General features: G+C 74.7%; 18 protein-coding genes. 2 read left to right on the top strand and 16 right to left on the bottom strand.

What is annotated here, in order from left to right; genetic code table 11:
* Positions 1–3 precede the first annotated feature (3 nt).
* From ACFVVU_RS27295 to ACFVVU_RS27240, 12 genes are read right to left on the bottom strand one after another with little or no spacing between them, the layout of a single operon-like run.
* A complete protein-coding gene (locus tag ACFVVU_RS27295) occupies positions 4–1,098 on the bottom strand; it encodes a hypothetical protein (protein WP_380679771.1) in 1,095 nt (364 codons plus the stop codon).
* A gap of 55 nt (positions 1,099–1,153) precedes the next feature.
* A complete protein-coding gene (locus tag ACFVVU_RS27290) occupies positions 1,154–1,534 on the bottom strand; it encodes a LysM peptidoglycan-binding domain-containing protein (protein ID WP_387792838.1) in 381 nt (126 codons plus the stop codon).
* Positions 1,531–2,178, bottom strand: a complete 648-nt coding sequence (locus ACFVVU_RS27285) for a hypothetical protein (RefSeq protein ID WP_387792918.1) — start codon at positions 2,176–2,178, stop codon at positions 1,531–1,533. Before ACFVVU_RS27285 ends, ACFVVU_RS27290 begins: the two co-directional genes overlap by 4 nt.
* Positions 2,175–2,774, bottom strand: coding sequence for a HEAT repeat domain-containing protein (locus tag ACFVVU_RS27280; protein WP_387792836.1), 600 nt, complete (start codon positions 2,772–2,774; stop codon positions 2,175–2,177). Before ACFVVU_RS27280 ends, ACFVVU_RS27285 begins: the two co-directional genes overlap by 4 nt.
* 12 nt (positions 2,775–2,786) lie before the next feature.
* Positions 2,787–8,756: a DUF4157 domain-containing protein gene (locus ACFVVU_RS27275; RefSeq protein ID WP_387792834.1), complete on the bottom strand. Its 5,970-nt coding sequence runs from the start codon at positions 8,754–8,756 to the stop codon at positions 2,787–2,789.
* Entirely contained in the window at positions 8,753–9,142 is a 390-nt protein-coding gene (locus tag ACFVVU_RS27270; RefSeq protein ID WP_387792832.1) for a hypothetical protein, read from the bottom strand. The genes ACFVVU_RS27275 and ACFVVU_RS27270 overlap by 4 nt, the downstream gene beginning before the upstream one ends.
* Complete coding sequence (locus ACFVVU_RS27265) at positions 9,133–11,169, bottom strand: ATP-binding protein (RefSeq protein ID WP_387792830.1); 2,037 nt, start codon at positions 11,167–11,169, stop codon at positions 9,133–9,135. Before ACFVVU_RS27265 ends, ACFVVU_RS27270 begins: the two co-directional genes overlap by 10 nt.
* Positions 11,170–11,189: 20 nt before the next feature.
* Complete coding sequence (locus tag ACFVVU_RS27260) at positions 11,190–12,458, bottom strand: DUF4255 domain-containing protein (protein ID WP_380688594.1); 1,269 nt, start codon at positions 12,456–12,458, stop codon at positions 11,190–11,192.
* Positions 12,459–12,474: 16 nt separating this feature from the next.
* Positions 12,475–13,218 (bottom strand): hypothetical protein, encoded by a 744-nt coding sequence (locus ACFVVU_RS27255; RefSeq protein WP_387792828.1) that lies wholly within the window; start codon positions 13,216–13,218, stop codon positions 12,475–12,477.
* Entirely contained in the window at positions 13,211–13,942 is a 732-nt protein-coding gene (locus tag ACFVVU_RS27250; protein WP_380687875.1) for a hypothetical protein, read from the bottom strand. Before ACFVVU_RS27250 ends, ACFVVU_RS27255 begins: the two co-directional genes overlap by 8 nt.
* Before the next feature lie 15 nt (positions 13,943–13,957).
* On the bottom strand, positions 13,958–14,482 hold the full coding sequence (locus ACFVVU_RS27245) for a phage tail protein (RefSeq protein WP_355363257.1): 525 nt from the start codon (positions 14,480–14,482) through the stop codon (positions 13,958–13,960).
* 7 nt (positions 14,483–14,489) lie between these two features.
* Positions 14,490–16,337 carry a phage tail sheath family protein gene (locus tag ACFVVU_RS27240; protein WP_387792826.1) on the bottom strand — a complete coding sequence of 616 codons (1,848 nt, stop codon included), beginning with the start codon at positions 16,335–16,337 and terminating at the stop codon, positions 14,490–14,492.
* Positions 16,338–16,653: 316 nt separating this feature from the next.
* On the opposite strand from ACFVVU_RS27240, the gene ACFVVU_RS27235 reads away from it, so the two are divergent.
* A complete protein-coding gene (locus tag ACFVVU_RS27235; protein WP_387792824.1) occupies positions 16,654–17,256 on the top strand; it encodes a TetR family transcriptional regulator in 603 nt (200 codons plus the stop codon).
* Positions 17,257–17,274: 18 nt separating this feature from the next.
* Here the strand turns inward: ACFVVU_RS27235 and ACFVVU_RS27230 are convergent, their stop codons facing one another.
* Positions 17,275–18,072, bottom strand: coding sequence for an alpha/beta fold hydrolase (locus ACFVVU_RS27230; protein WP_387792822.1), 798 nt, complete (start codon positions 18,070–18,072; stop codon positions 17,275–17,277).
* Between the two features lie 190 nt (positions 18,073–18,262).
* Between ACFVVU_RS27230 and ACFVVU_RS27225 the strand changes: the two genes are divergently transcribed.
* Positions 18,263–19,024 carry an SDR family NAD(P)-dependent oxidoreductase gene (locus ACFVVU_RS27225; RefSeq protein WP_380687867.1) on the top strand — a complete coding sequence of 254 codons (762 nt, stop codon included), beginning with the start codon at positions 18,263–18,265 and terminating at the stop codon, positions 19,022–19,024.
* Between the two features lie 104 nt (positions 19,025–19,128).
* Here the strand turns inward: ACFVVU_RS27225 and ACFVVU_RS27220 are convergent, their stop codons facing one another.
* The 3 genes from ACFVVU_RS27220 to ACFVVU_RS27210 all read right to left on the bottom strand — a co-directional run bounded on the left by ACFVVU_RS27220 (position 19,129) and on the right by ACFVVU_RS27210 (position 22,603).
* Positions 19,129–20,103, bottom strand: coding sequence for a zinc-binding dehydrogenase (locus ACFVVU_RS27220; protein ID WP_380685101.1), 975 nt, complete (start codon positions 20,101–20,103; stop codon positions 19,129–19,131).
* 1 nt (position 20,104) lies between these two features.
* Positions 20,105–21,148 (bottom strand): 3-oxoacyl-ACP synthase III family protein, encoded by a 1,044-nt coding sequence (locus ACFVVU_RS27215; RefSeq protein WP_380685097.1) that lies wholly within the window; start codon positions 21,146–21,148, stop codon positions 20,105–20,107.
* Positions 21,149–21,547: 399 nt separating this feature from the next.
* Entirely contained in the window at positions 21,548–22,603 is a 1,056-nt protein-coding gene (locus ACFVVU_RS27210) for a hypothetical protein (protein ID WP_387792820.1), read from the bottom strand.
* Positions 22,604–22,676: the final 73 nt, after the last annotated feature.

Below are 22,676 nucleotides of genomic sequence, written 5' to 3'. Positions count from 1 at the left end.
TGGTCACGGGACGACGGTGGGTCCGAGGGCGATCAGGCCCTCGCGGGTCAGCGTGAAGTTCTGGGTGTACGAGCCGGGCTTGAGGTTGTGGGTGACGCTCTTGACGAAGTACAGGCCGTCGTAGGTGAGCCCGGCGCCGCGGACGCCGACCAGCTCGCGCGGGCGCAGCACGTGCCCGTACCGGACGACGTCGAGCTGCCCGGAGCCCGAGACGGCGTCCGCCGACTGCATCGCCTGGGCGATGATCTCGGCGACGGCCTGGCCGGTGTCCTTCTTGGCGGTGTCGGCGACGACCTTCTTCTTCAGCGCCGGCGCGGGCCTGAGCGCGAGCGGCGGGCGCAGCACGCTCACCTCCGGCACCGGCAGGACGGCGGACACCTTGGTCGCCGGGAGCTGGATGCGGGCCTCCGGCTCCTCGCGGGCGGTCCCGTCGAAGGCGAAGGTGAGCTGGTCGACGTTGGACAGCACGTCCAGGTTCACGTTCAGCGCGTGCTGCGGGACGCCGAGCCGGTTCTCCGGCCCCCAGTAGGCGCGGCTCATCCCGGGGACCGGGCCCGGGTCGAGGTAGAAGACGTACCCGTTGGCCTTCGCCAGCTCGTTGACGTAGCCGAGGTCGGTGCCCTTCTGGAAGTCGATCCGCCGGGTGGGCATCGGCGTCTGCGGCACCAGCTCGGGGATCACCAGCGGGGCGATGCCGTACTGCCCGTACTTGCCGATGATCGCGGCGACCCGGGCCGCCGGGGACATCGCCGGGAAGGGCACCCCGGCCTGCTCCTCCAGGTCCATCAGCACCGTGAGGTCCTCGCCGGTGACGGTGAGGGTGGACTGGCCGGGCTGGTTGCTGATGCCGACCTCCTGACGGATGATCACACCGTCCATCAGTACGGTCGGGGTGCCGGTGACGGTCACCATCAGCACCACCCTGATCTTCGGGTCGAAGAAGCCGCCCGGCAGCAGCGCGGTGTCGATCAGACCGTTCTTCGACAGGTCGAAGGCGAGCTGGAAGCCGCTGCGCTGGCCGGACGCGACCGTGACCTGCGCCGACAGTAGGGCGTCGGTCACCGGCTGGGGCACCGGCACCGGGAGCTGCGGGCCCATCAGCAGGCCGAGCCGGATCGACCCGACCGGCCCGTTCCCCGTGACGGCCGGGGCGTCAGGCACGGCCCACCCCCGGTACGGCGCCGGGCAGCGCGACGGTGATCCGCCGGCCCGGTGTCGCGGTCAGCTCCCGGGGATCGATCACCGGGTTGGCGTCGGCGATCCGCCACCACTGGTCGGCGCTGCCGAGGTAGCGCTGGGCGAGCAGGTCGAGGCGGTCGCCGGCGCCGACGGTGTGCTCGGCGAGCGGGGTCAGGCCGTCCGTGGGCGGCAGCAGCCGCCGGGTCAGGTACGGCACCTGCCGTCCGTCCGGTGCCGTGTACAGCGCCACCGGGACGCCGTGATAGCGGCTGGTCAGCGGGTAGGACGAGGACGCGGGCAGCGCGGCGAACGGGTCGTCGGGGGTCGACGAGGTCCTCGGAGGCGTCGGGGTCATCGCAGTCCTCCGCCCAGGCCGAGCGCGCTCAGCCGGCCGTCGGCCGCGCCGGCGACCAGCCGCTCCTGCTGCGCCAGGTGCGCGAGGTAGAGCTCGGCCCCGCGGTGGCCGGTCGGCAGGTCGCTGACGGTCAGCACGCGCAGGCCGATGGCGACGGTGGCCCTGATCGGGTTCAGATCGATGTCGAACGCCTCCTCGGTGATGGTGAGTTCGGTCAGCCGCACCGGCAGGATCCGCTTGCCGCCCCAGGTGAACAGGGTGAGCGGGGCCTCGATCGGGGTGATCTCCAGGGTGCCGACCGCCGCGAGCGCCTGGTTGCTCCGCAGCCGCGCACTGGGCGGCTGAACCAGCAGCTCCAGCGTGGCCAACTGCGGATGGATGCCGTTCGGGGCCGGTACGTCCAGCTGGTCGGTCGCGTCCAGCTCCGCGGTGAACTTCCAGGTCTCCACGGCCGGTCCCTTGAGCCGCAGGGCCTCCGTCCGGTCCCCGCTGCCGTCGGCGCCCCCCACCTGCGGGGCCAGCGAGCGCTCCAGACTGTCCGGGTTGAACTGCAGCACGACGATCCGCTGCGGTGTGCCGCGCTGCGGATCGACGATGACCAGCCCCGACCGCACGGGCCTGGGGGCGTCCGTGTAGGGCATCAGGAATCGCCTTCCGTCCGGGCCAGCCCCTCCAGCAGGACCCTCGCGTTGTGCCGGACGTGGTCCACCGGGTCCGTCCGGCTCAGCTCCTTCACCAGCGCCACCAGGCCGGGCCAGGGGAGGTACCCGGTCGCGACCACCACCGCCTGGCGGATCCCCGGATCGCCGTCCCGGGCGGCGGCGGCGAACGCCTCGACCAGCGACCGGTCCTCCGGGCCCTCGGCGGTCAGTGCGGCGGCGTAGAGCGCGACCAGCCGGTCGTTGCGGTCGGTCCCCTCGGTCTGCTCGTTCCGGTCGGACGCCTCGCGCAGCGCGCTCAGGGCCTCGTCGAGCGTCCACACCCGGCAGCGCGGCCGCAGCTCCGCCTCCGCCCCCGCCGCGCCGTCGCCCCGGATCGTGACGTACCGCATGCCGGTGATCCGGTCGTCGACGTAGTGCACCTCGGCGCCGCCGTCCGGGGTGAGCCAGCTGTCGACGACGGCGCCGTCCTCCTGCCGTCCGAGGTCGAGGAGGTCCCAGAAGAGGTCCCAGACGACCAGCTTGAAGTCGTGCTCGCCGAACTCGGGCCTGAGGACCAGGCGGGTGAACGATCGGGTCATGGGGTCTTCCTCTTATCTCAGGCCGTAGAACTGACGCAGGAACTGGCGGACGAGGGCCTCGCCCTTCTTGACGGTCTCGGCCTCCGTCGCGGCCAGGATCCCCCGGCCACCGGTGCGGGCCTTCGCCCAGGCCTCCCCGAGCTCCACCTCGCGGAGCCGCAGCTCGGCGCGTTCGGCCACCGAGCTCTTCAGGTACGTCCGCTGGCCCGCCTCCTCCTGTTCGAGACCGGCCGCCGCAGCCGCGGCGCCCTCCATCGACATCGGGAACAGCCCCCGGTTGCCCAGGCGTTTGCCCTCGTGCCCGGCGAACGCCTGGTCCCGGTCGAAGCCGCCGGCCCCCGGCCCGCGGGCCAGCAGATCGGTCGTCATGGCCGCGAAGCCGAGGTTGGCGGGATTCCGGACGGACTCCCGGACGAACAGCAGCCAGTGCGCGTTGCGGACCAGCTCCTGCTGCTCCGGCGTGAACGACGGGGGCAGTCGCTTGTTGGTGCTGTACGCCCGCAGCGCCATGGCGAAGTTCATGTCGGTCAGACCGACGCGGGTCAGATCGGTCGGGATCTCGGGGTACTTGCCGACCCCCCTGGTGATCTGGTTGAAGGCGCCCGCCCACTGCTGTTCGCTGACCGGTCCGCCCTCCGGGCCGACCAGGTAGCGGTCCACCTTTCCCCAGCGGAGCCTGTACGGCGGGAGGGTGAGCGGACCGCCCTGCGCGGCCGAGAGTTCGAGGTCCGTGCCGCGGTTGCGCAGGTACCGGACGACGCCGGGAATGTCCTTCCGCCCCTGCGTCCGCAGCTCCTGGTCCCCGGCGGCCGCCCCGGCCCGGTACTTGAGGATCCGCATGTGCGTCGCGACCGCGATCACGTCGGCCCGTTCCAGGAGGCCCTGGGCCTGCTTGCGGATGATCGCGCGGACCTCCTCCGCCGTCAGCTCGAAGCCGCCCCCGACCGCTTCCTTGGGGTTGAGCAGCGCCTCGACGGTGAAGGCCGGACTGCCCACCTCGGACAGCCCGGTCAGCCGGTACCAGGCCCGCATCCCGGCCAGGACCGACCCGAGCACCGGCTGCGGGACGCCCCGGGCCAGCAGGCGTTGGATCCGCGGACGGATGCGGGCGACGATCAGGTCCAGGCGCTGCTGCTTCGCCTGGGGCGAGTTCTCGCGAGCGCGGCGCTCGGCGCGCTGCTGCCGGCGCCTGCTCTGCCAGTCGCGCAGCCGGTCGCGCTGCTTGCGGTAGCCGTCGCGGATCCGGTGGGCGCCGTTGGTGAGGGCGCGGCCCAGCCGGCTGCCGAGGAGCTTGCGGCCGAGGGCGCGAGCGGCGCCGCGGACACGGGTGAGGGCGGCCCGGACCGTCCGGCGGGAGGCGTCCAGCGCGCGGCCGACCGCCGAGCCGGGGCGGCGGGGCGCGGCGGACCGCGGACGGGCGGTCTCGCGGCGCGGGCGTCCGGTGGCCGGGGCGGGGTGTTGCGCGCGTCGGTCGACATGCGGGGCGGGGTGGGCCCGGTCGGGCAGCGGCCGGGCCGCGCGGGCGGGGGCGGGGCGGCGGCGCAGCGAGCGGGTGGCCCGGCGCAGCGTCTCCCGGGCCCGGTTGACGGCGCGTCCGGCCGCTCGGCGGGCGCCCCGGCCGGCCCTGGCCAGACCCTTCAGGATCCGCTGGGCGATCCCCCTGAGCCGGGTGCCGACCGCCTTGCCGGCTCCCTTGAGCTTGCCGAGCAGGAAGTTGGAGATGAAGTCCAGCAGCGCGACCACGCCCGAGGCGACGGCGTCGGCGAACAGGCAGGCGGCCGATCCGGACCTGACCGCCTTGAGGAAGGCGACGAACCTCCCGATCGCGGCGACGATCCTGCTGACGGTGTTCCACGCCGCGACCAGACCCTGGATGATCGCCATGACCGCACCCGCGGCCGGCACGATCAGCGACACCAGCTTCTCGATGACGATCGAGACGATCATCCCGGGCAGCGCGGCCACGATCGCCTGCCAGGCCATCCGGCCGATCCGGGCCATCGAGACACAGCCCTTGACCAGGACGTTGACCAGGGTGGAGGTCAGACCGACGACCGACTCCACCTTCTCGTCGAACCACTGCTTCACCGCCCGCTTGATCGCCCCCCACAGGTGCAGCCGGATGCCGTCGACCGCGGCGGTGCCGAGCTTGCGCAGCCACCCGCCCGGGTCGGCGGCGACGTCGCCGATCAGGACGGCGAACTCGCCGAACACCGCGATCGCCTTCCGCACGAAGTCGATCGCGTCCAGCACGGTCCTGCGGACCGCCTCGATCGCGGCCTTCAGCCCGGCCTCCAGCGTGTCCAGCAGCGCGTTCAGCCCGGCCGCCAGCGTGTCGAGCAGGCCGTCGACGGCGTTCCTGAGCCTGTCCGCCCACGCGTTGACCTTGGCGACGGCCCGGTCTCGCCACTCCTCGATCTTCCGGCGGAACCGGTCCCGCAGGTCCGGAAAGGCCGCCAACAGGACGTCGCAGATCGCGATCAGCGCGTCCGCGAGCTTGTCGATCAGGTCGACCACGAACTTCCGCGCCTGGTCGATCGCCCAGTGGGCGAACGTGCGGAAGCCGTCGATGATGTCGTTGATCAGACCGCGGAAGTAGTCGAAGACCCTGGTCACCGCCTGGACCAGCGCGTCGAAGGCCGCCTTGACCTTGGACTTGACCCAGCCCCACCAGCCCTCGGACTCCTCCTTCTTGCGCTCCTTCTCCTGCCGCGCCTTCTCCTCGGCCTCCTTCCGCTTGTCCTGGATCTTCCGGTTGTCCTGCTGCTGACGGTCCCGGACGTCCTTGTCGGCCTGGGCGCGCCTGCCCTCGATCCGGCCGGTCCGGTCCCGGTGCTCCGCGTCGGCGTCCCGGTCCGCTCCGGCGACCTTCCGGTCCTGCTCGGTGCGCCACTGCTCGCGCTCGGCGGTGACCTTCTCCGCGGCGTCGCCCCGCTCGCCGGCCTGCGCCCGGGCGTTGTCGGCCACCTCCTGGTCGATCTCGGCCTGGTTCCGCCGGCGCGCCTCGGCCTCGCCCTGCTTCTGCCGGGCCTGTTCGGAGCCCAGCCGGCTCCGGCCCTGGCCGACCGCGGCCTCGATCTGCGGGCCGCGCTCCTGCCGGGTCACCAGGCCGATGCCCGGGCCGGCGTCGACGGCTCCGCCGGTGCGGGCGCCTCCGCGCGTTCGGCCGGCACCCGGCACCGAGGCGGTGAGGGTCTCCTTCGGCACGTCCGGGTAGATCCGGTCCTCGCCCATCGGCTTGGCGGCGTCCTCCCGGCCGACACCGAGGATCCTGGCGGAACCGTCCTTCAGCTTCGCCGTCTGCAGATCGGTCCGCACAGGGTCGCTCTCGCCGGACAGTTCGACCTGCGGCGCCGGGCCGACCGTGGTGTTCAGCGCCGGGTCGGTCGAGGGCACGCCGTCGACCGCGCCCTGAACCTGCTGCACCTCCTGCGGGGACACCTGGCCGCCCGCGTCGTCGGTGACATGGGGCGGGGCGACCCGCTCGGCGGGGTTCGGGCCCTCGACCCGCTTCCGTTCGGCCTCCTGCCGGGCGCGCTCGGTGTCCGGCGGGCCGACCCGCTCCAGCCGCTCCGTCACCGCCTCCGCGGGCGGCGCGGCCTCGGGCGTGCCGGACTGGGTCCGCGGGGCTCCCGACGGCCGCTGGACGGCGGGCGGGTCCGCCTGCAGCCGGGCGTGCTGCTCACCGACCGTGCGGTCCACCGAGCCGTCCACGCCGTCCAGCGCGGTGGCCATCCGATCGGGCGGCAGGCTCGCGGCGGTGGCGAGCGCGCTCTGCGGGTCCTGGGCGGAGACGTCGGGCGGGGCCGGTGCCTCCTCCTGCTTGGCCGGGGCCGCGGCGCCGGCCGTGCCGCCCCCGGCCGCGCAGCCGCCGGCTCCCGCGCCGGTGGTGTCGGGCTCCGCCTCGGTGGTCGGCTGCTGCGGGCCCGCGCAGGCGCCGCCGCCGGACTCCAGGGAGGCGTCCGGGGCCGGACCGGCGGCGAGGTCGGCCGGGGGGTCGGTCTGCTCGGCCGCCGGACCGGGGGCCGTAGGCGGCGCGGTGTCGGGTGCTGCCTCGGGTGCGCGGTCCGGGGCGTCGGCGGTTCCGGTCGGGCCCTCGCCGCCGACCGGACCGGCCGCGGTGGGGGCGGCGGGAGCGGCGGTGCGCTGCGGGGCGCCCGGCTCGGGCTCGCGCGGCTCCTCGGTTTCCGGCCGCCGGTCCTGCCGCTGTTCCGGCCGCTGTTCCTGCCCCGGCTCGGGTTGCTCCCGCTGCTCAGGGGCGGCGGGCTCGGCGGCCGGGCCCTCGTCCGGGCCCCCGTCCGACGCGGGATCGGGGCCGACCTCCTGCGCGACCGGCCGTTCCGGCTGGAGGTCGCGATCACCCCGGTCCTCGGCCTCGGCCTGCGCGGGCTCCTCGTCGGTCTCCGGCCGGCTGCCACGCTCGTCCTGGACCTCCTCGGCCCTGGTCGCGGGGGGCTCCGGGAACGACGGGGCTTCGTCGTCGACGGCCGCCATGCCGTCGGCCGACGGCGGGATCCGATCGAGGGTCGGGACGGTGGACAGATCGAGGTCCGAGGAGGGCAGGAAGTCCCCGGGCCGCAGCTCCGGCCCGTCGGCGGCCGACGGTGCCCGGCCGCCCTGCTCCTCGCCGGGGGCGACCTGGACCTCGGCGTCCGCGCCGGGCTCCATGCCCAGCGGCCGCTCCTCGTCCCGGACCTCCTCCTGCGGGCGGTCGCCCGCCAGCAGCCCGTGCCGGACGAGCGGACTGTCCGGGGCCTGCACGATCGCGTCCAGGCGCTCGGGCCGGACGGGCGCCGGCTGCGGCGGCGGCACGGCGGCGGGCTCGCGCGGCGTGGTACCCGCCGAGGGCTGGGTGGCGGCGTCCGGCTGCGCGGCTTCGGGCGGCTCGGTGACGGGGAGGGCCTGCGGCGGGGGGGACTCCTCCGCCGGGGCGGGCGCCGGCGGTGCCGCTGCCGGTGTCGCTTCGGGTGCTGCCTCCGGTGCTGCTTCGGGGGCGGCCGTGGGTTGCTCCGCCGGCTGAGCGTTCGGCGGGGCCTGGTCGGCCCCGCCCTCCAGGGGTGGTGCCGACTGCTCGCCCTGCTGCTCCGGCGGTCGGTCCTCCCCCTGCTCCTGCCCGGGTTCGGCGGTCGGCTCGGTCGCCTCGGTCGTCTCGCTGGTCGGCTCGGTGGCCTCGGTGACCGGCGCGGGCGTCTGCGCGCCGTCCACCTCGGCCGGGCGGTGCTCGGCGGCCTCGACCAGCTCCAGCACCCGGGTGTAGTCGGAGGAGGGCATCCGGTCCGCCAGCCGGTCGAGTACCGAGGCCTGCAACTCGGGTGCGAAGCGCGCGAGTTGCAGCCTGACCCGGCCGGAGGAGTCGGTCGGGTCGCCGCGCAGCGAGCGCAGGATGCCGGCCGCCAGCCGGTCGACGAGGGTCGCCGGATCGAGCCGCTCGGTGCGGAACCGGTCGGCGTCGACGGTCGCGTAGCGGAGCCAGCCCGGCGTGGCGCCCGGTGTGGCACCCGGCGTGGCCGCCGTCGGCCGGTCGTCGCGCGCGCCGTGCTCCGCCTCCCGTTCGATCGGGTCCTGCGGCAGACTGACCGCGCCCAGGTCGCGGCCGGCCCGCAGCGCGCCGAGCGGGTTCGGGGCCTGGACGGTGTGCAGCAGCTCATGGGTGAGCAGCCGTCGGCCGTCCTCGGCGGCCGGCCGGTACTTGCCCTCGCCGAAGAAGAGGTCCTGGCCGACGGCGACGGCGTCCGCGCCGAGCAGTTCGGTCAGCGCGGCGGAGTCCCGGTCGGTGTGCACCCGGACCCGGCTGAGGTCGTGTCCGAGCCGCGCCTCCAGTTCCCGGCGCAGGCCCGGGTCGAGCGGCTGGCCGGCGCCGGAGACGATCTCCTTCGGCTCCGGCGTCCGGGAGTTCGGCGTCCGCGTCCGCTTCCGCTCCGTTCCGCGCTCGGAGTTCTTCGAGGTGGCGGCGGTGGCTGCCGTCGCGGCGGGTCGTGTCATGGCCGCCCCCGTCCCATGGGCCGGCCGCCGCCCGACAGTCCGCTGTGCACGGCACGGGCGAGCGCCTCGCCGAGCCGTCGCGCGCAGACGCCCGCGGGCAGCGGCGGCAGCCCGGCGAGCCGGTCCAGCGCGCGGTCACCGCCGGCCGCGAGCGGCACGCCGCGGGCTGCGACCAGACGGGCCAGTTCGCTCCGGAACGCCGTCGTCAGCCGGTCGTGGTCGATTCCCGCGAAGCCGTCCAGGACCAGCTCGCCGATCTCGACCTCGATCCGTCCGGCGGTCCCGCGCCCGGTGCTGTCGCGCCCAGTGTTGTCACGTCGGGCGCTGTCACGTCCGGCACTTCCGCGCCCGGTGCCGCGCTCCCGTCGCCCCTCGGTCAGATCCATCCGCCGACCTCCGAGGGCGTCAACGGGCGCTCCAGCTTCAGGTACTCGGTGCGCGCGGCGGCCAGCAGGTGCCGCATCTGGAGCGGACAGTCCTCGTCGGCGGCCTGGAAGGCGGCGGACAGCGCGATGTTGCGGATGGAACCGCCGGTCACGGTGAGCTGGGCGAGCAGCTCAGGGTCCACGCCCTGGCTGGGGGTCCGCGGGGGGATGACCCGCCGCCAGATCTCGGCGCGCTCCGGCACCCCGGGGAACGGGAAGTCGACCACGAACCTGATCCGTCTCATGAACGCCGGGTCCAGCGCCTTCTTCATGTTGGTGGTGAGCACCGCCAGGCCCCGGTAGGCCTCCATCCGCATCAGCAGGTAGCTGACCTCCAGGTTGGCGTAGCGGTCATGGCTGTCCCTGACCTCGCTGCGCTTGCCGAACAGCGCGTCGGCCTCGTCGAACAGCAGCAGCGCGCCGCCGCGTTCGGCCGCGTCGAAGACCCGTCGGAGGTTCTTCTCGGTCTCGCCGATGTACTTGCTGACGACCTGGGAGAGGTCGATGACGAACAGGTCCACCCCGAGCTGCCCGGCCACCACCTCGGCCGCCAGCGTCTTTCCGGTGCCCGACCCGCCGGCGAACAGCGCGGTGACGCCGAGGCCGTGGCGCAGCACCGCTTCGAAGCCCCACTCCTGGTAGACCGTGCCGCGTCGGCGGACATGGGCGACGATCTCGCGCAGTGTCGCGCGCCGGCACTCCTCCAGTACCAGGTCCTCCCAGCCGGCGTGCGGCTCGACCCGTCGGCCCAGCCCGTCGAGGGACATCCGGGCTTCCACCAGTCCGGCGTGCCACGCCAGCGGGCTGATGTCCCGGCCGCTGCCGGCCGCCCGCCGGGCCGTCGCCGCGGCGGAGCGGATCACATGGCCGGGCAGTGAGAACTGGGCGGCCAACGATCGGAGTTCGCCCTCGGTGATCCCCGGCGCGCCGTCCAGGGCGGTGGTCCAGATCGCCAGCTGGTCCTCGGGGCCGAGCGGGGGCACGGTCAGCCGGGGACGGTCGGAGGCCCCGGCGGACGGGGGCTCGTCGCCGGACACGACCAGCGGAACGGTGAGGCCCGCGAGGAAGGACTCCACGCCGTTCGGGCTGTGCGGGCGTTCCCGGCCCGGCTCCGCACCCTCCACCAGCAGGGCGGCCGGGATCAGGATCGCCTCCCGCTGCCACAGTCGGGCGAGTCGCTCGCGTTCGGCGGGCTCGGTGGGCAGGTCCTCGCGGTGCGCGGCGTAGAGGCCGAGCCCGGCGCGGTGGGCCGCCGCCGCCGCGATCTCCCAGCGGGTGCGGCGGTCGGCGCCGGTCAGTTCGCCGTGCGGCGGTCCGTGCGGCCCGTCCGGCCCGGCCGCGGTCCACGTCCGCGCCAGTTCGGCGGCGCACCGGTCGTGCGGGCCGGGCAGTTGGCCGGGCGGGCCGACCCGGGTGAGCAGTCCGTGCAACCGCACGTCCAGGTAGGGCACACCGACCAGGAAGTGCAGCACCCGCTCGTCGATCCGCAGCCGGGAGGTGGTGAGCGCCGTCTCGTCCTCCGGCTCGGCCAGCCGGAAGCGGCGCAGCGGGCCGACCGGGGTGAGCGCGCTCCAGTGCGGTCGGTCCAGGGCGGCCAGGGCGAGCGAGAAGGTCGGGTACGCGCGCCCGGGGTCGCCGCTCGCCGCGGCGCACCGGGCGGCGGCGGTGGGGTCGATCGCGGGGGCGGCGGCCAGGACGAGGAGGTCGCGTTCGAACGGGGTGAGGCCGAAGGAGGCGGTGAGCGCGTCCAGGGCCGTGATGGGCGGTGGCTGCCCGCCGCGGTGGCCGTCGGCCGCCCCGGCCGCACCGGTGGCCCTCGCCGCTCCGCCCGCCCTGTCTGCCCCGGCCGTACCGCTCGGCCGCCGGCCGGTGCTGCCCGCCGCGTGCGCGTCGACCCGTTCCAGCACGGCCGCGACCGCGGCCGACAGCGACCGCCGGTGCGGCTCGTCCGCCGGGCCGTCGTGGCCCTGTCCTCGGCGCGTGCTCATCGTGTCCCCCCGTCCCCCGGTCAGTGCGTCAGATCCACGACGGGTCCGGTGAAGGACCCGTCCCCGTCCACCGTCAATTCGCTGGGCACGCCGTCCACCTGCACCCGGGCCAGGTACACCGTGGGGCGGAGGCCGGTGACCGGCACCCGGACCTCGAACGGGTCGGTGCGCGGCCCCGGCGGCGCGGGCGCGCGGAACTGGTGGCTCGCCCCGGCCCGCCCGGCGGGTGGGTGCAGCTCGTCCAGCAGCAGCAGGACGTGCTGGTCGTCCCGGAGCGGCAGGTCCAGCCGGACGTCCAGCCGGGCCGAGACCCCGGCCGGTCCGCCGACGCGGTCCGCCGTGCCGATCGGCGCCAGGATCCGCGGCTGCCGGGCGAAGGTCTGCGCGTTGGACTCCACGGCGAGGTGCTCGGTGGCGGGCCGGCCGTCCAGCGCCAGCCCGTGCAGCACCTGCACCTGGTGGACGCCGGGCGGCAGGCCGTCCGGGACGGCCAGCACCAGCCGGTCGTCCCGGACGGCGCCCGGGTCGACCGTCACCCGTCGCTCGCCCAGCCGGACCACCACCAGGTCCGCGCGCAGGCCGGAGCCGTCCACCACCAGCTCCCGGTCCTTGGTCACCGGTCCCTCCTCAGGAGTGCCCCGGGACCCGGCCGGCCGGGAGAGCACCCGCTCGACGACCGGCCCGCGGGACGGCACGGCCCGCACGGTACGGCGCAGCACGGGCTTGCCGGCCACCGGATCGGTCCTGCCCTCCACCAGGACGGCGGTGGCCTGGTAGGCGACGGACAGTGCGAACGGCGTCTGGAACAGCGCGGTCCACAGCTTGGACAGCTCGTCGACGTCCATCGACGCGGCCGTGAAGCGCACCCGCTGCGGCGAAGCGGCCAGGTCCGCTCCCACCAGGTACGGCTGGGCGGCCGCCTCGTCGATCAACTGCCGGGACAGCACCGGCTGTTCGGTCAGCGCCCGGACCACGCAGCCGAGCAGCCGCTGGCCGACCAGCTGGGACTCCTCGCCGTAGCAGCTGATCAGGTAGTGCAGGTCGAGGGCGGCGGTCGGCCGGGTCAGCAGGGTGCCGTCCGTCGTGCGGGTGGGGGCGTCGAGGTTGCGCAGTGAGGCGTTGGGCGTGACCTGGTAGAGGAAGACAGTGATGGCCGGGTCGGTCGGCGGCTCGCTCGGCGGTTTGCGGGTGCCGACCTCGACCGCGAACGGGATGTCAGGCGAGAGCGCGCGGATGATGAGCAGCCGCAGCGCCTCGCTCACGGTGGCGATGGCGAGGTGGTTGCTCATGGGCCCGCCCGCTCGGTCATGAGGGCTCCCGGGTGAGGTAGGTGTCCAGGCCGAGGGCCGGGGCCGGGCGGGCCGTGGCCGGCTTGCGCGGTGCGGCCTGGGCGCGTTCGGCGGCCCTGACCTCGACCCGCCCGATCCGCACCCGCACCACCCGTTCGACCGGCCGCGGCCGAGGGCGGGCCCCGGCTCCGTTCCCGGACGCGTGTCCCGGGGCGGCGACCGCGGCGGCCCGCCGTCCGGACGCCGGCGCGACGGCGGGCCGTCCGGGTGCGGGCGGCGCCCCGGCCGGCGGCTCGGCCGCGACTGCGCGGTGCGGTGCGGCGACGGGCACCGCGGTGACCGCTGCCGGGGCCGCCGGGCGGGCGGCCTCCGCGCGTGGCGGTGGCCCGTCGGCCCGCGCGGTGGCGGGGGCGATCGGCGGCGCGAGCAGCAGCGGTGTGCGCGGCAGCGGAAGGGCGGGCGCGGCGGCCGGGCGGTCGGCGCCGACCGCTGCCGTGGGCGTTTCCCCGACCGGCGTCGGACGCGGTGTCGCGGACCGGGGGAGCGGCGCGGGGGCGGGCCGGCCGTCCGGCAGGCCCGGGGCGACCGGCTCCCCGTCCGCGCCCGGCAGCGCCGGTCCGAGCGTCTCGATCCGTTCGTAAGGCCCCAGCAGGCGCGGCCGTACCCGCACGCCGGCTCCGGCCCCGGCTCCAGCCTCGGCCCCGGCGTGGTCCCGGCCCGGGGCGCCCTTGGCCACCAGGCGGTCGAAGTGGTCAGGCATCTGCACACAGCTCCAGGTAGTAGCGGCGCCGCAGCGGGCTGAGCGCGAGGATCTCCGGCTCGCTCCAGCCGTAGGCGGTGGCCAGCAGATGGACGTCGAGCAGGGTGGCCCGGGCCCAGTCGTCCAGCTCCTCCCAGAGGTAGGAGGCGATGTCCAGCTCGGCGAGGGTCTGCCGCCCGCACTCGGGGCAGCCGAGGTTCAGCCGCACGTCCGCGCAGGGGTCGGCGGCGGCAGCGGCCTCGGCCATCCGCCGCTGCACCGGCTCGGGGAGCTGCCGCGCCGCCACCGGCTCCCCGCCGTGCTCGGCGGTCAGCACGCACCGCTCCAGCAGCACGGCCCTGGCCCGGCCGGCCGGGGCCTGCTCGGCGGCGGCCAGGTCGGCGGGGGTGGCCGGCCGGAAGCCGACCCGCCAGCCGTCCAGCTCCACCCGCAGCGGCCCGGGCGCCGGCCGCGCGGCACCGGCCACCCATCCGGCGTCGAAGGTGAACTCCATCTCCTCCGAGCAGCCCGGGCAGCCGAGCCGCATGGTGAGCTGGTCGCCGAACAGCTCGGTGCGCAGTCCGAACAGTTCGGCGTCCCGCTCGCCGAGCGGTACGGCCAGCAGTTCCTCCGCCCCGGCGCCGGGCCGGGCGACGGTGTGCAGCAGCAGGGCCCGCCCGGTGCGGCCGACCGTCTGCCCGGCCTCCCAGGCGGCCAACAGGGCCGCCTGCCCGATGAGTTCCATGAGCCGGACCGCCGCTCAGGCCGGTTGCTGGAACGACGGCTCTTCCGGTTCGGGCGTCTCCTCGTCCCGCTCCCAGCCCTCCACCTCCAGCTTGAGGCTCTGGATCGCCACCGCGTTGGCGTTGGCGTCGAGTTCGCCGAGCACCTGGTACTCGCTCGGCCAGGCGCGGTACAGCTTGTGGGCGACCGCCACCTGACCGGCCTCGTTGAGCACCTGGATCACCAGGTCCTTGCGGAAGTCCCGCAGCGAGACCTCCGCCCCGCGGCCCGCGCCGACCATCCAGACCTTGTTGGCCCAGCGGTCGAACTCCGGGTCGTGGGTGACACCGCGTTCCAGGGTGACCGCCTCGAAGTCGGTGCGGCCCGGCGACTTCCGCGGCGCGCTCGAATCGCCCCCGCTGCGGTGCTTCACCACCTCGGTGGTGCGCTTGAGCGGACTGACCTTGCTGATGCCGGCGACGATCCGGCCGTCCCACACGACCAGGAATTTGAAGTTCTTGTACGGATCGAAGCGATGCGGATTGACGGTGAACTCGACCATGGAGATCCTAAACCTCGAACTGTCCGGCGAGCTGCTCGATCTTGACGATCACGAATTCCGCGGGTTTGAGCGGCGCGAATCCGACCACGACGTTCACCACACCGCGATTGATGTCGTCCTGCGTGGTGGTGTCCCGGTCGCACTTGACGAAATAGGCCGAGCGCGCGGACGTGCCCTGGAACGCGCCCTGCTGGAACAGCGAGTGCAGGAACGCGCCCACGTTCAGCCGGATCTGGGCCCACAGCCGCTCGTCGTTGGGTTCGAACACCACCCACTTGGTGCCCCGGTAGAGGCTCTCCTCCAGCATCAGCGCGAGGCGCCGCACCGGGACGTACTTCCACTGCGAGCCGAGCACGTCGGCCCCGGCCATCGTCCGGGCGCCCCACGCCACCGGGCCCACCACCGGGAAGGTCCGCAGGCAGTTCACCGCGAGCGGGTTCAGCAGGCCGTTCTCCCGGTCGGTGAGCGGGACGGTCAGCGCGCGCACCCCGGGCAGACCGGCCTCGGTGCCCGCCGGGGCCTTCCACACTCCCCGCTGGCCGTCGGTGCGCGCCATCACACCGGCGATGGTGCCCGAGGGCGGGAAGGCGCGCAGCCGGCCGGTGAGCGGATCGACCAGCTCCAGGTGCGGGAAGTACAGCGCCGCGTGGTCGCTGCGCACCGAGTCGAAGGCGGACAGCCCGGCCCGGGCGGCGTCCAGCGTCGTCCACGCCTGCGGGGAGTCGACGATCAGGAACATCCGCTTCTCCACGCAGAGCGCCTGGGCGGCCGAGACGACCGTGACCGCGTCGTCCACGTCGGCGTACCCGGCGAGTTCCGGCAGTACCAGCAGGTTGACGTCCTGGACGTCGCGCAGGGCCTGGATGCCGGTCTTGGCGGCCTCGCTGCCGATCAGGTCGGTCAGGCCGGGGGGTGCGCCGTCCAGCCCGCCGGTGAGGGCGAGGACCGGCGGGCTGACCGAGCCCTCCAGCCCCAGGTTGTTGGCGGCCTCGCCGAGGAAGCGGACCACGTCGGCCGGGTCGGTGGAGCCGGCGACGACCTGGAGCCGCCGGCCGAACACGCTCACCCGGGTGCCCGCGAAGGCCCGCCGGCCCGGGGCGTCGGGCAGGGCGCGAAGCTTGCGCTCCAGCAGCAGGGCGAGTTCGGTGACGCTGGTGGGTGCGGGGCCGTCCGCGGCCGGGTCGTGGATGGTGACGGTGCGCGAGACGTCGCCGATCTTGACCTGGATCGGGTGGGTGAGGTCCGGCAGGGTGGCCGCGAAGGGCTTGGAGACGGTGCCCACCGGGTCCGGCCGGCTCTCCGCCAGGACCTTGACCCGGACGACCGCCGAGCCGTCGTTCACCACCGTCTCGGCGAACCGGGGGTCGGCGGCCCGGACCGACAGGTCCGCGAAGGACTCCTGGACGGCGCCGGAGGTGTCCAGGACCTGGAGGTTGAAGGTGTCGGCCGGGGTCGGCGTCCGGTAGTCCACGGCGACCCGCAGCGCCGCGCCCCAGGCGCCCGGTTCGACGGCCGTGACCTCCAGGGCCGGGGTGGCGGTGGAGGTCTGCGTCGAGCCGAGCGTGACGCCCGCCGCGCCGCCGGTGCCGGCCGCCGCGACCCGCACCACGACCCCGATCGAGCCGCCGTTGAGGAAGAACTGCTGGACGGCGTAGCTGACCGGGCTCTGGCTCGCGAGCCCGCCGAAACGGCGCTCGAAGTCCGCGAAGCTCGTGACGGTGACGGGCTGGTCGAGCGGGCCGCGCCGGGTGGCCCCGACGAAGGCGGTCACCGAGGTGCTCACCGCGGCAATGGTGCGGACGCCACTGGGAAGCTCTTCGATGTAGACGCCGGGGTAGGTCGGTGTCGTCGGCAATTCCCCCTCCGTTCCCTTCGTGCATCAAGAGGCTCGGGGAAAATGGCGCCCCGGGCGTTCCTGGTGCGTTGACGGCAGGCCCAGTTTCATAGGGGGCGGGCTATTCGTCAAGGCTTTTATGGGGGAGGGTAATTGTATTACTTTGCTTATTATCTGGGATTGTGGAATTGCCTGCTCCGCAAATCCTCGGCCGGGCCGCCCGCGCCGGGCACATGCGCCCTTCGCTCCGGCGCACTTGCCGTTGTCGTGCGCTCGTGACCGGGTGGAGTCGTCACGGCCGTGGCCCATGCCTTAGCGTGAGGGCGCTATGGAAGACGTGACTGACACCGCCCGCTCGCCGCTTCGGAATCAGCTGCTCGACGCGGCCTACGACCTGGTGGTCGAACACGGCTGGGCCAAGCTGCGGTTGACGCACATCGCCAAGGCGGCCGAGGTCGGCCGGGCGGTGGTGCACGACCACTTCCCCTCCCTGGACGCGGTGGGGGAGGAACTCGTCGCGCGGGAGATCGAGCGCTTCCTGGGCGGCATCGTCGACGAGTTGAGCAAGCACCCGGACGACCTGCGGGAGAGCGCCGCCGAGGGGGTCGGGTTCGCCCTGCGGTTCGCGGCCGGGAACCCGCTGCTGAACGGGGCGGTCAGCAGCGCGGTCGGCGGGGACCGGGCGCTGCTGACGCCGCTCACGACGCGCTCCGAGAGCGTCTTCGACTGCACCTACGCGCTGATCGCCGGCTACGTCGACCGGGCGTGGCCGCAGGTGGCTCCGGAGCGGCGGCGGCTGATGGTCGACGCCGCCGTCCGGCTGACGATCAGTCACATCATGGCCCCCTCCGTACCGGTGCCGGTCGCCGCCCGGGACATCGCCGACATCGCGGCCTACATCGCCGGCGTGGACGGCGCGGGCGGCGCGACCGAGGCGTGAGCGGGGCCTGAGCCGGGTTCACGCGCCCGGCTCCTCCGCCGCCGCCAGCTCGGCGCACCCGCGGTCGAGGACGCGGCCGAACACGTCGGGGTCGGTCAGCGGGAGCAGGTGCGGCCCCGGGACGTGCACCAGCCGCGCCGGCGTGCCGGCACCCCGGACGCGGTCCAGGAAGCGCCGCTCCTGGAGCCGGAACAGCGGGTCGCCGAGGCCGTTGGCGAGGATCAGCGGAGTGCGGACGCGGGAGATCGTCGACAGCATGTCCGTGCGGGAGATCACGGCGATCGCCTCGCCGAACCCGCGCTCCGACAGCCCGCCCGCCATGATCGCCCGGTAGCTCTCCGCGGGCAGTCGGCGCCGCAGGGCGGCCCGGTTGAGCCGGAGCGACCACCGTTCGCCGAGCCCGCGCTGGGCCAGGGCGGCGGCCCGGTGCGGGAGCAGCAGCGGACCGTCGGTCCGGAGCGTGGCGCCGTGCGCGAACAGGCCCACCGCGCCGCCGTGTTCCGAGGCGCCGTAGGCGAGGGCGGCGAAGCCGCCGAGCGAGCTGCCGGCGACGACCGGACGGCGGCCGGTGGAGCGGGTCGCCTCGGCGACGGCGGCCGCGATCCGCTCGACCGTTCCTTCGAGGGTGAACGGGCGGTCGTCCAGGGCGCCGTGGCCCGGCAGGTCGCACGCGGTGATCCGGTACCGGTCGGCCAGCCGGCCGGCGACCGGCAGCCACATGTGCGCGGACAGCCGGATGCCGTGCACGAGCACCAGCGGGCGGCCGTCGTCGGGGCCGGCGGTCCAGAGGCCGGGCTCGCGGGTCTGACGGAACATGAGGCACCTTTCCTTCGGGGGAGTGGGGACGGGTCCGGATGCGACCGCTCCGGTCGATTCGGACGGATTGATCAAACGCTGTGCAAAGGGATTCCGGCCGGATTCGCAATTACCATCGGACACCGACGCGCCGTCAGGTCGTCGCGTCACGAGAGCGTGCGAACCGGAATTCGGGAGAGGAAGCAGCAGCGTGCAGATCGCAGAGAGCGTCGCCCTGGTCGCCGGGGGCACTTCGGGCCTGGGGCTGGCCACGGCCCGGCGGCTGGTGGCGGCCGGCGCCCGGGTGGTCATCGTCGGCCGGCCCGGTGCGCGGGGCCCGCAGGTGGCCCGTGAACTGGGCGATCGGGCGGTCTTCGCGGCGGCCGACATCACCGGCGAGGCGGAGCTGGCGGGCGCGCTGGACGTCGCCGAGGCGCTCGGCCCGCTGCGGGTGGTGGTGAATTGCGCGGGTGCGACGAATGCCGTGAAAATCGTCGGGAAAAGCGGCCCCTATCCGCTCGCGGAGTTCCAGCGGATGGTCACGGTCAATCTGGTGGGCGCGTTCAATCTGCTCCGGCTGGCCGCCGACCGGATGTCCCGGAACGCGGAATCGGACGGGGAACGCGGGGTCGTCGTCAATACCGCCTCGATCGCGGCATTCGACGGGCAGGTGGGCCAGGCCGGGTACGCCGCCGCCAAGAGCGGGCTGGTGGGCCTGACCCTGCCGGCCGCCCGGGACCTCGCGCCGCTGAAGATCCGGGTGGTCACCGTCGCGCCGGGGGTGTTCGACACCCCCATGCTCAGCGCGCTGTCCGCGGAGGCGAAGTCCTCGGTCGGCGACCAGGTCCCGCATCCCGCGCGGCTCGGCGACCCGGACGAGTTCGCGGCCCTGGCGCTGCACATCGTGGCGAACCCGATGCTCAACGGCGAGACCATCAGGATCGACGGCGCCATGCGGATGGGCCCGCGCTGAGAAGGGGGAGCCGTGCCCGGACGCTTCCGGCCGGGCACGGCTCCTCGAATCCTCCAACGGCAGCACAGACTGACGATCAGTCGGCCCAGGGCAGGGGTGGCCGGTCATCGGGACGCATCGAAGACGACCTTGCCGAACACCGCGCCGTCCGCCAGCGCCTGGAAGCCCTCCCGGGCCCGGCTCAGCGGCAGCACCCGGTCGACCACCGGGGCCAGCCGGTGCGCGGTGCAGAACGCGGCCAGTTCCACCAGTTCCTCGCGGGTGCCCAGGGTGGAGCCGACGATCGTCAGCTGCCGGAAGAAGACGTGCGCCAGATCGGCGGGCGGCATCGCCCCGGTCGTCGCGCCGCTGACCACCACCCGGCCGCCGGGGCGCACGCTGCGCAGCGAGTGGGCCCAGGTGGCCTCGCCCACCGTCTCCATCACCGCGTCGACCCGGTCGGGCAGGCGGGCTCCGGCCGCGAAGGCGCCCTCGGCGCCGAGCCGCAGCGCGCGCTCACGGCGTTCCTCGCTCCGCCCGGTCACCCACATCCGGTAGCCGGCGGCGGAGCCGAGCGCGATCAGCGCCGTCGACACCCCGCCGCCGGCACCCTGCACCAGCACCGTCCCGCCCGGCCGGACCCCGGACCGCTTGAAGAGCATCCGGTACGCGGTCAGCCAGGCACCGGGAAGGCAGGCGGCCTCCTCGAACGACAGGCCCGCCGGCTTGGGGACGAGATTGCGGCGCGGTACGGCCACCCGCTCGGCGAAGGTGCCGTCGTGCTCGTCGCCGAGCAGGGTCCGGGCCGGGTCGAGCGTCTCGTCCCCGTGGCCGGCGGCGGGGTCGCCGACCACCGGGTGGATGATCACCTCGTTGCCGTCCTCGTCGACGCCGGCCGCGTCGGACCCCAGGACGACGGGCAGTTGCCGGGCACCCGGGCCCACGCCGCGCAGCGTCCACAGGTCGTGCTGGTTGAGCGAGGCGGCGCGGACCGTGACGGTCGTCCAGTCGCCCTCCGCCCGGGGCGCCGGCCAGTCGCCGACGTGCAGTCCGGCCAGCGGGTCGGCCCGGTCGGCGCTCTTGGCGACCACCGCGAGCACGTTACGCCTCACCGAACGGGTCGAAGTGCCGGAAGCAGGCCGAGCCCCAGAGGAAGCCCGCGCCGATCGCGGACATGATCAGCAGGTCGCCGTGGCGCGCCCGGTTCTCGATGGTCTCGTGCAGCACGGTGAACACGCTGGCGGCGGCGGTGTTGCCGAACCGCTGGACGGTGGTCGGCACCCGGTCGGCGGAGACCCCGAGGGCCTTGGCGGCTTCGTTGATGATGTTGAGGTTGGCCTGGTGCAGCAGGATGTGCTGGACCTCGTCCAGCTCGACCCCGGCGTGGAGGGCGGTGCGGCGGATGCTCTCCGGGAGCTTCTCGGTGGCCATGTTCCACACGGCCTTGCCGTTCATCTTGAGGTACTGGGAGCGCGCCTCGACGGTCTCCGGGCTGGTGGGCAGCCGCGAGCCGCCGGCGGTGATCTCCACCTCGTAGGACAGCTCGCCGTCGGTGTCCCAGCCCAGCAGGCCGAACCCGGCCGGTGTGCGGCCGAGCAGGGCGGCGCCCGCGGCGTCGCCGAGGAAGACCCGGGTGGTGCGCTCCTGCGGGTCGGTGCCGCGCGAGCCGGCGTCGGCGCCGATGACCAGGACGTACCGGTAGTTGGTGTTCTGCAGCAGGTGCGCGGCGGTGAGCAGGGCGTAGATGCCGCCGGAGCAGGCCGACTGGGTGAGGTCGAGCGGCATCGCGCGGCGGGCGCCGAGCGCCTCCCCGATGATCATCGCGGTGGAGGGCAGCGGCTGGTCGGGCGTGAACGTGGCGACCACGATGGCGTCCAGCTCCGAGGCGTCGACCCCGGCCCGGGCGAGCGCCTGGCGGCCGGCCTCGATGGCCATGTCGGAGGTGACGCGGCCCTCCTCCAGGAAGCGCCGCTCCCTGATGCCGGTGCGGGAGGTGATCCACTCGTCGGAGGTGTCCAGGGTGCGGGTGAGGTCCTCGTTGGTGACCACGGTCCGCGGCACGTGCAGGCCGGTGCCGAGGATGCCGACCGGGTGGGTCAGTCCGGTCCGTGTGGTCACCGGCGCTGTGGATTCCAGAAGGTTCATGTCGGGTTCCCCGATTTCTGTGGGATGGGAGGCCGGGGACGGGGCGCCGCGAAGGGTGGCCGCGGCGCGCCCGGGACCGTCGTGGTCGACGACGGTCCGTGACGGGCTTCGTCCCCGAGGCAGTGGCGTCGGGCAGGTGCGGACCGCCGGCAGGAATGCGTCGGCGGCGGGCGGGCAGGGTGGTCGACCACGGTCCGGAGGACCCTGGGTCCTGCCGCGCGGCGCCGAACGAGCCTCCCGGACCGGGTCGCTTCAGGGGTGTGGAAGCCCGCTGACCCGCGGTGCGGTGAAGGCACTGGTGACGATAGCCGCCCGACCGCGCGCCGCGCACCCTCGGCCCGCGCGCTGTGCAACCGCGGGTTCTGCGGCAGTTGCACGGCGGTGGCCGGTGACGGTCGCTCAGTTCCGGCCGTCGAGCCGGTCGGCGAACTCCGCCCAGGTCTCGGCGCAGGCCCTGGCGGCCTGGCTGACCAGCGGGAGGGAGTGGCCGGGGACGGCGTTCATCAGCTCCCGCCAGTACTGCGGGGGCAGCGAGGTGGCGCTGAGCAGGCGTAGCAGGAGACGGCCGTTCTCCGCATACTTGAGCGAGGGGTCCTTCGCCAGCAGGGCGAGCAGCGCTCCCTGGTCGCGGGCCGGCTCGGCGGCCGGCGGCTGCTCCGCGGGTGGCCGCTGCTCCCCGACCTGCCGATGCTCCGCGATCGGCGGGTGCTCGCGCCCGGGCTCCCGCTCGGGCTCCCGTTCGGCCCGGCCGGCGGGCCCGCGATGCGCGTCCCGTTCGGCCGCGTGCGGCGCTGACGACGAGTCAGCGCCGCTGCTCCTGCGAGTGCTTCCGGTCATCGACGGCGGCACCGGATCCTCGCCGCGGTCGATGCGGGCGCGGACGTCCCGGACGGTGCCGGGGGAGATGCCGGCCAGCTCCGCGATCTGCCGCAGTGAGGCGGTGGGCATCTCGGCGATCAGCCGACCGGCGAGCACCCGCCCCCGGGCGCTGTTGAGCGGGCGGGTCCGCCCGTCCCGGCCCAGCCGTACGGCCGGCTGGTCGGCCTCGTCGAGCGTGACCCGGCGGATCTCCCGCACCGTCCTGGCGGACAGGCCGGTCGTCTCGGCGATCGCCCGGTCCGCCCAGGTCCCGTGCGAGCGGATGATGCGGGACGCGGCGGCCGCGCGGTCGCTCAGGGACAGCGGCAGGCCGTGCGCCGTGTTCTCGCGCACGGCGAGCAGGAAGGCCTCGCACGCGGTCCCCTCGAAGAAGCGCACCCGGATCAGGTCCTCGCCGCGCGCGACGGTCGCGCGCAGGCGGTGCATGCCGTCCACCACGCGCATCGAGCCGCGGTGCACGGTGATCGGCGGCAGCACCGCCCCGGACTGGGCGAGCAGTTGGGTGTGGTGCGGGTCCTCGCCGGCGCTGCGCGGTGAATCGGCGGGCAGCAGTGCGCCCACCGGTACGAGTTCCACGGCGGAGAGCCCGGGCCGGTCGTCCCCGCCGGACCGCTCCCCCCCGTTCTCCCCTGCGCGAGAAGACCTGGCG

The sequence above is a fragment of the Kitasatospora sp. NPDC057965 genome, from assembly GCF_042887135.1.
In the GTDB taxonomy this organism is placed as follows: domain Bacteria; phylum Actinomycetota; class Actinomycetes; order Streptomycetales; family Streptomycetaceae; genus Kitasatospora.
The sequence above is the reverse complement of the archived record's forward strand: the minus strand, read 5'-3'. Positions and strand labels throughout refer to the sequence as shown.